The sequence below is a fragment of the Cryobacterium cheniae genome (assembly GCF_004403395.1).
GTDB classification, from domain to species: Bacteria; Actinomycetota; Actinomycetes; order Actinomycetales; family Microbacteriaceae; genus Cryobacterium; species Cryobacterium cheniae.
This window is the reverse complement of record NZ_SOGN01000023.1, coordinates 1-5,884: the sequence shown is the minus strand read 5'-3', so window position 1 is coordinate 5,884 and position 5,884 is coordinate 1. Positions and strand designations below refer to the sequence as shown.

Here is a 5,884-nt window from a genome sequence, read left to right as displayed (position 1 = left end):
GCTCGTCGCAGCCCGGGCCCCTCATCCCCCAGAATGCGTCGCGCGTCAGGTTTTCCACCGCCCAACGGTCGACCGGCTCCTCACGCCTGATAATCATTGTGGGCCGAGCATTGCCTGCGCGCCGCAATATCGGTTCGTTTGTTGAGTGAAACTTCATGGTGGCTCTTTCGGTGTGGGTCGGAGAAGAGATGGTGGGGAACCGGTCGAGGTTCGCGGTAGCCGACCTGCGAACTGCTCGACCTGACGTCCCTGGCATGCCTGCGCCGTCCCTACGGGGCTCGACCAGGCTCCTGGCCCACTTTCGGGAGATGAGGCGCCGCCTGCCCACGGCGAGGCGGACGACCTCCTCGACGGACAGCAGAAGGTAGACCCACCAGATGGGCAGCCCGATTGTGAATGCCGCAAGGAACGCGGTCGGCACCCCGACGACCCAGGTCGCCAGCGATTCCATGACGAGAACGAACCTGCTGTCGCCCCCGGCGTTGAGCACCGCGCCGGCCAGGATCATGTTGGCGACCTTGACCCACAAGAACCCGCAGAACACCAGGATGCAGAGGCGCCCGAGGTGCTGGACCTCTGGGGCAATCTGGTACAGGCTCACGAAGAAGCTCGACCCGGCCGCGACAACGGCCCCGACGACGACCGCGAGCAGCACCCCGAGGCGGATGATCTTGGCGGCGTAGTCTGCGGCGCCGTCGTAGTCGCCTCGGCCCAACCGGTGCCCGACAAGCACCGAAGCGGCACCGGCCAGCCCGCTCAGCAAGCCGATGCCGAGGCCCTGCAGCGGGAACGTCATGCTCATGGCCGCCATCTGCTCGGTGCCCATCCGGCCGTAGACGACCGCGTAGGCGCTCTCCCCTAAGATCCAGAGCAGCTCGTTCGCGGCCAGCGGCAGCGACACGATGAGGAACCGCCGCGGCAGGCCGCCGTCGTGCCCACGCAGGTCTCCCAGCCGGGTGACCGCAGCGACGTGCCGGGTTGCGTAGGTGCCGCCCACGATGAGTACAAACTCGACAAACCGGGCGATCGTCGTGCCGACCGCGGCCCCGACGAGACCCAGCTCCGGCAGTCCCAGGTGGCCGAAGATGAGCCCGAAGTCGAGCACCACGTTGAGGATTACGGCGCAGGTGCTGGCGTACAGGGGGAGCTTGACCTGGCCGGTGCTGCGCAGCACGGCGGAATAGATCATCGTAGCCATTGTCGGTACGAAGCTGATCGCGACGATGCGCAGGTACGCCCCGCCGTCGGCCAGGACCTGGGCGTCCGTCGTGAACGCGCCGAACACCTGGGTCGGGAAGACGGCGACCAGCGCTGTCATGCCACTCGAGAAGATCAGGCCGAGCGCGAGACTGAGGCCGAAGATCTGCCGGATTCGGCCGGTGTCCTTGTTGCCCCAGTACTGCGCGCAGAAGATAGTGGTCCCCGTCGCCAGGCCGGCCAGCACCACGGAGACGATACCTGTGATCTTCGCGCTGATGCCCACCGAGGCGACCGCCGTGGCGCCGAGCTGACCCACCATGAGCTGATCGGTCATCATTAGCAGCGACATGATCATCGCCTGCGCGGTGATCGGCAACGCGATCCGCCGCACGTCATCCAGGAAGCCTCGATCGGTAAACATAACTTTACTATACCGGTACAGCAAGCTTCGATGGCCCTCGGATGCCGCAAATCGCCCGGGTCTCACCAGCGTCGTTCGGTCGGTCCGGCATGCGACGTGCTGTAGGTTGCGTAGGTGGCAGCACAGCGATCCCCGAACCCGGGCAAAGTGACGCTTCAGACGATCGCCGATCAAGTCGGCGTGAGCCGTATGACGGTGTCGAACGCGTTCTCCCGACCTGATCAGCTCTCCCCCGACCTGCGCCGTCAGATCCTTGCTGCGGCGGATGTACTCGGCTACGTGGGCCCCGATCCGTCCGCCCGAGCTCTGGCCCGTGGCGCCACGGGGGCGATCGGCGTGTTGCTAACAGACTCGTTAGCCCCGGCGTTCACCGATGAGGTGGCCGCCGAATTTCTCGGGGCTATCGCCGCGCGACTCGCTCCGACCGGGCTGGCGCTGACGCTGCTGACTTCTTCGGGACGTGACGACATCATCCCCGCCCGGGACGTCGCGATCGACGGTGCCCTCGTGTATTCGTGCGAGGTAGACTCGCCGGCCGTCGACTGGCTCCGGCGACGAAGAATTCCGCTGGTCTTCGTTGATCAGGAACCGGCGGTCGGATCCACCTGCATCAACATCGACGACCGCGCCGCAGCCCGGGCAATCGCCCAGTATCTCGTGGACCTTGGCCACCGCCGGTTCGCGATTGTGACCGCGAGCCTCGCCGGCCCGCACGGCATCCTCGCTCCGCCAGCGCCCACCGCTAGCTCCTACATCGCCCGGCAGCGGATGCACGGTTGGCTCGACGCGCTGAACCTTGCAGGGTCCGACGCGGTCATGATCCAGCAGCCCTACTCGGAGTTCTCCGCCGGCTTCGACAGCGCCCGTCACATCCTGGATACCTTAAATCCCGTCACTGCTATCCTGTGCCTCAGCGATGTTATGGCGCGCGGGGTCGTGGAGGGCGCGCAGTCCCTAGGCCTTCGAGTGCCCGACGACGTCTCGGTCGTGGGCTTCGATGACAGCCCCGTCGCTCGCCGCATGCACCCAACGTTGACCACCGTGCGCCAGAACACGGCAGCCAAAGGCGACGCAGCGGCTTCCGCGCTCATCGACGCCATCGCTCAAGCCCGCGACGGCTCAGCCCCCACCGATGAGCACTATGTTCTTACGACCGAGATGGTGATCCGCGAGAGCACCGGACAGGTCCGCCCCTCAGGGCATTGACGAACTATCTGGTAGTCAACGCCCGAGCCGGTATCGGCCAACCCATCTCAGCGAGGATCTCGGGTGGCGAGCGGAGCCACGCGCTCAGACCGAGTCAAACCACCTTCGAGCCCAAAACCAGAATGGGAACCACTATTTGTCGTCCACGACGATTCTGTACCGGCAAGGGATGGCGTGTCTCCGACCGGGTTCGCTGGCCAGGGCCCGTCGGGGGCCACCACCGTCATGTTCAGGGCCGGACTGATATGCAGGTTGGACAAGCTGATTCGGCGCTCCTGCATGGCTTCGGCGGTCGTGCGTGGCGGGCCCGGGTTATTGAAGCCCCGATGCAGAGCGGGCGCGGCCGCCGGTACACTCCGATCATGGACCCAAACCCACCCGGTTTAACCGCGCGCGGCGATCGATCGCGGGGAACGTTGCTCGTCGTGGCATCCTTCGTTATTTCCGCGCTCGTGACGTTTGCTAGCCTGCTTGGCCTGTTCGCCTTTTGGCCGTACCAGCTGGAAACGGAGAACTGGGTTTTGCAGGCGCGTGGGCAAGACATCGGCAACCTGATAGCGGTAGTCCTGCTGGTCGTGAGTGCGATCCGGATGCGTGCCGGTTCACCAAGAGCAGCGCAGCTCTGGATGGGGACTCTGCTCTATCTCCTGTACGCGTACCTCGTGTACGCGTTTGCTGTGCACTTCAGTCGTCTCTTCCTCGTCTACGTCGCCATTCTGGGTCTCGTCTGTTACACCCTGATTTATGCGCTCCATAAAGGCGAGCATCGGTCTGTAGCTCCGCGGGCCGCAGCCCGGGTGTTCGCCGCCTGGGTGTTGATCGGAACCGGCGCGGTCTTTGCCCTGCTGTGGTTAAGCGAGCTCATCCCAGCCACTGTCACTGGCCAGGCACCACTCAGCCTTGAGGTCGCGGGGCTGATCGTGAACCCAGTCCATGTGATCGATCTTTCCGTGGTCCTGCCAGGCCTGATCATCATCGGTGTGCTCGCTCTGAGAGGTAACGAAACCGGGCTGGTGCGCGTCGTGCCGGCCCTGGTCTTTTCTGTGCTGATGGGACTGAGCATCATCGCTGCGATGGCGTTGATCATCGCGACCGGCGACACAAGCGGACTGGTCCCAATGGTGATTGTCGCCGTTGTGGTCGGGGCGAGCTTGGCGGCTGCAATCACATACTCGCACCGACGTCACGATGCTCCACCGGCAGCCGTGATAGCTGAACACCAACGGCTGGCCGAGGAGGCATGATGCGCACAGTGATCGTGCTGGAGTCGATCTAGGGAAACACGGAGCTGATCGGTAGGGAGATAGCTACTGGGCTTGGCGCGGAGTCCGTTGAGGTGATCAACGCTGCTGTGGCCCCGATTTTGTTGGACAACGATGTCGAACTGCTGATACTGGGTGGCCCTACCCATGCGTTCTCCATGTCGACCGCGAGCACCCGCAATTCAGCGAAACAACAGGGTGCTGAACACATTCCAGAACGGGGAATAAGAGAATGGATCGAGGGACAGCAGTCACCGCGTCGTGCGCTCGCAGTAGCCACCTTCGACACACGAGCTGTCAGCCCCCAGTTACTTGGGTCAGCGGCGAAGAAAGCGATGAAACGACTTGTCGCGTTAGGTTGCCGGCCCGTCGCCAAGCCCGAAACGTTCGGTCTGCACGGATACTCGGGTCCGCTTGCCGACGGCGAGCTCGAGCGTGCGCAACGGTGGGGTGCGGACCTCAGGAAGCTCATAGCGTCCAACTGAACGGCCGAGATCTGGCGTATTAGCCTTTCGCCTGCGTCCCCGCAAAGTCACGTCCGGCGCACTCGCATCAGCTCGCTCATCGTCTGGGGGCTCCGAGGAAATTCGTGGGAAACACCATCCGATCACTGGGCGGTGATCCGAATTCCGTGAGCGGGAGACCTGTGGCATTGTCGTTGCTACCTGTTGTTACTTGCGCATTACTGATCGACTATTCCGCATCCACAACCAGCAAAATAGATGGGTTCATGCGGGCGACCTCGACCCGGACACCCCCCGCCCGGGCCGCCCGGCAGCTGGTGGTGCCGGCGAACCGGCTCGATGTCCTCGAGCGGACCCGCATCCTGACGGTGGTGAACGCGGCCCGGTTCGTGGACTTGCCGCCGATCCAAATCTACGCGCAGCTGCTCGACAAGGGCGTGTATTGGGCGTCAATCTCTACGATCTACCGGGCATTAGCCGAGAACAAGCAGGTCAAGGAACGCCGCCGACTGGCCCGCCTCCCGGCCCGCGCGATCCCGGAACTGGTCGCCACCGTCCCCGGCCAGGTCTATACGTGGGACATCACGAAACTACCTGGCCCGATCAAGAGCAAGTACTTCTACGCCTACGTGATGATCGATATTTACTCCCGATACATCGTTGGCGTGAAGGTCCACCCGGCCGAGTCCGCGATCCTCGCCGCGGAAATGATGACGGAGACCTTCTCCATCCATGGCACCCCGCAGGTCGTCCACGCCGACCGGGGCACATCGATGACGAGTAAGACCGTCGCCGCGCTGCTCTCGGATCTCGAGGTCACCAAATCGCACTCCCGGCCCCGGGTCAGCAACGACAATCCCTATTCGGAGGCGTGGTTCAAGACGCTCAAATTCGCCCCCGTGTTCCCGGAATCCTTCGGCAGCCTCGGCGATGCCCGACGCTTCAAGAATGCCTTCGTCGAGGGTTACAACCACAGCCACCGGCACACGGGCATCGGGCTCAACACCCCTGCCGACGTCCACTACGGCCTTGCCGCCGGCAAGGCCGTCGAGCGGGCGGCGACCCTCGCCACCGCGCGCCCGGAACCCCGAGCGCTTCAGCGCCAGCTGTGACCCGAAGATCCTTGCCACCCCCGACGCGGCCTGGATCAACAGGCCAGCCGAACCACAAAAGGCGGAGCCGAAACTAGCCGCCTAAACTCACGCTGGCCTCATTCACCTTGACAAATTCCGGCTCATTCCCAGGAGCACCCCACCTCTCGATCGGCGTCGACAGCACGGATGGCGCAGTCGGCGATGCTGCGGATCTGGCCGCGGCGCAACTTGACGTGA

Annotated in this window: 4 protein-coding genes and 1 pseudogene; 4 read left to right on the top strand and 1 reads right to left on the bottom strand. The window is 64.0% G+C overall.

The window, feature by feature from the left end:
• Window positions 1–1,621: MATE family efflux transporter (locus E3T23_RS03775; RefSeq protein ID WP_134369081.1), on the bottom strand; the 1,621-nt coding region annotated here is incomplete at its 3' end.
• 114 nt (window positions 1,622–1,735) lie between these two features.
• Here E3T23_RS03775 and E3T23_RS03770 point away from each other — a divergent pair.
• From E3T23_RS03770 to E3T23_RS03755, 4 genes and pseudogenes are all read left to right on the top strand, one after another.
• Entirely contained in the window at window positions 1,736–2,827 is a 1,092-nt protein-coding gene (locus E3T23_RS03770) for a LacI family DNA-binding transcriptional regulator (protein WP_241977585.1), read from the top strand.
• 362 nt (window positions 2,828–3,189) lie between these two features.
• Entirely contained in the window at window positions 3,190–4,071 is an 882-nt protein-coding gene (locus E3T23_RS03765) for a hypothetical protein (protein WP_134369080.1), read from the top strand.
• Between the two features lie 92 nt (window positions 4,072–4,163).
• Entirely contained in the window at window positions 4,164–4,574 is a 411-nt protein-coding gene (locus E3T23_RS03760; RefSeq protein WP_198416174.1) for a hypothetical protein, read from the top strand.
• A 233-nt stretch (window positions 4,575–4,807) separates the two neighbouring features.
• A pseudogene (locus E3T23_RS03755) lies at window positions 4,808–5,750 on the top strand (transposase); the annotation flags it as partial.
• Window positions 5,751–5,884: the final 134 nt, after the last annotated feature.

Coding starts and splice junctions, on each gene's coding strand:
- E3T23_RS03765 (WP_134369080.1), top strand. CDS start 3,190: ATGGACCCAAACCCACCCGGTTTAACCGCGCGCGGCGATCGATCGCGG.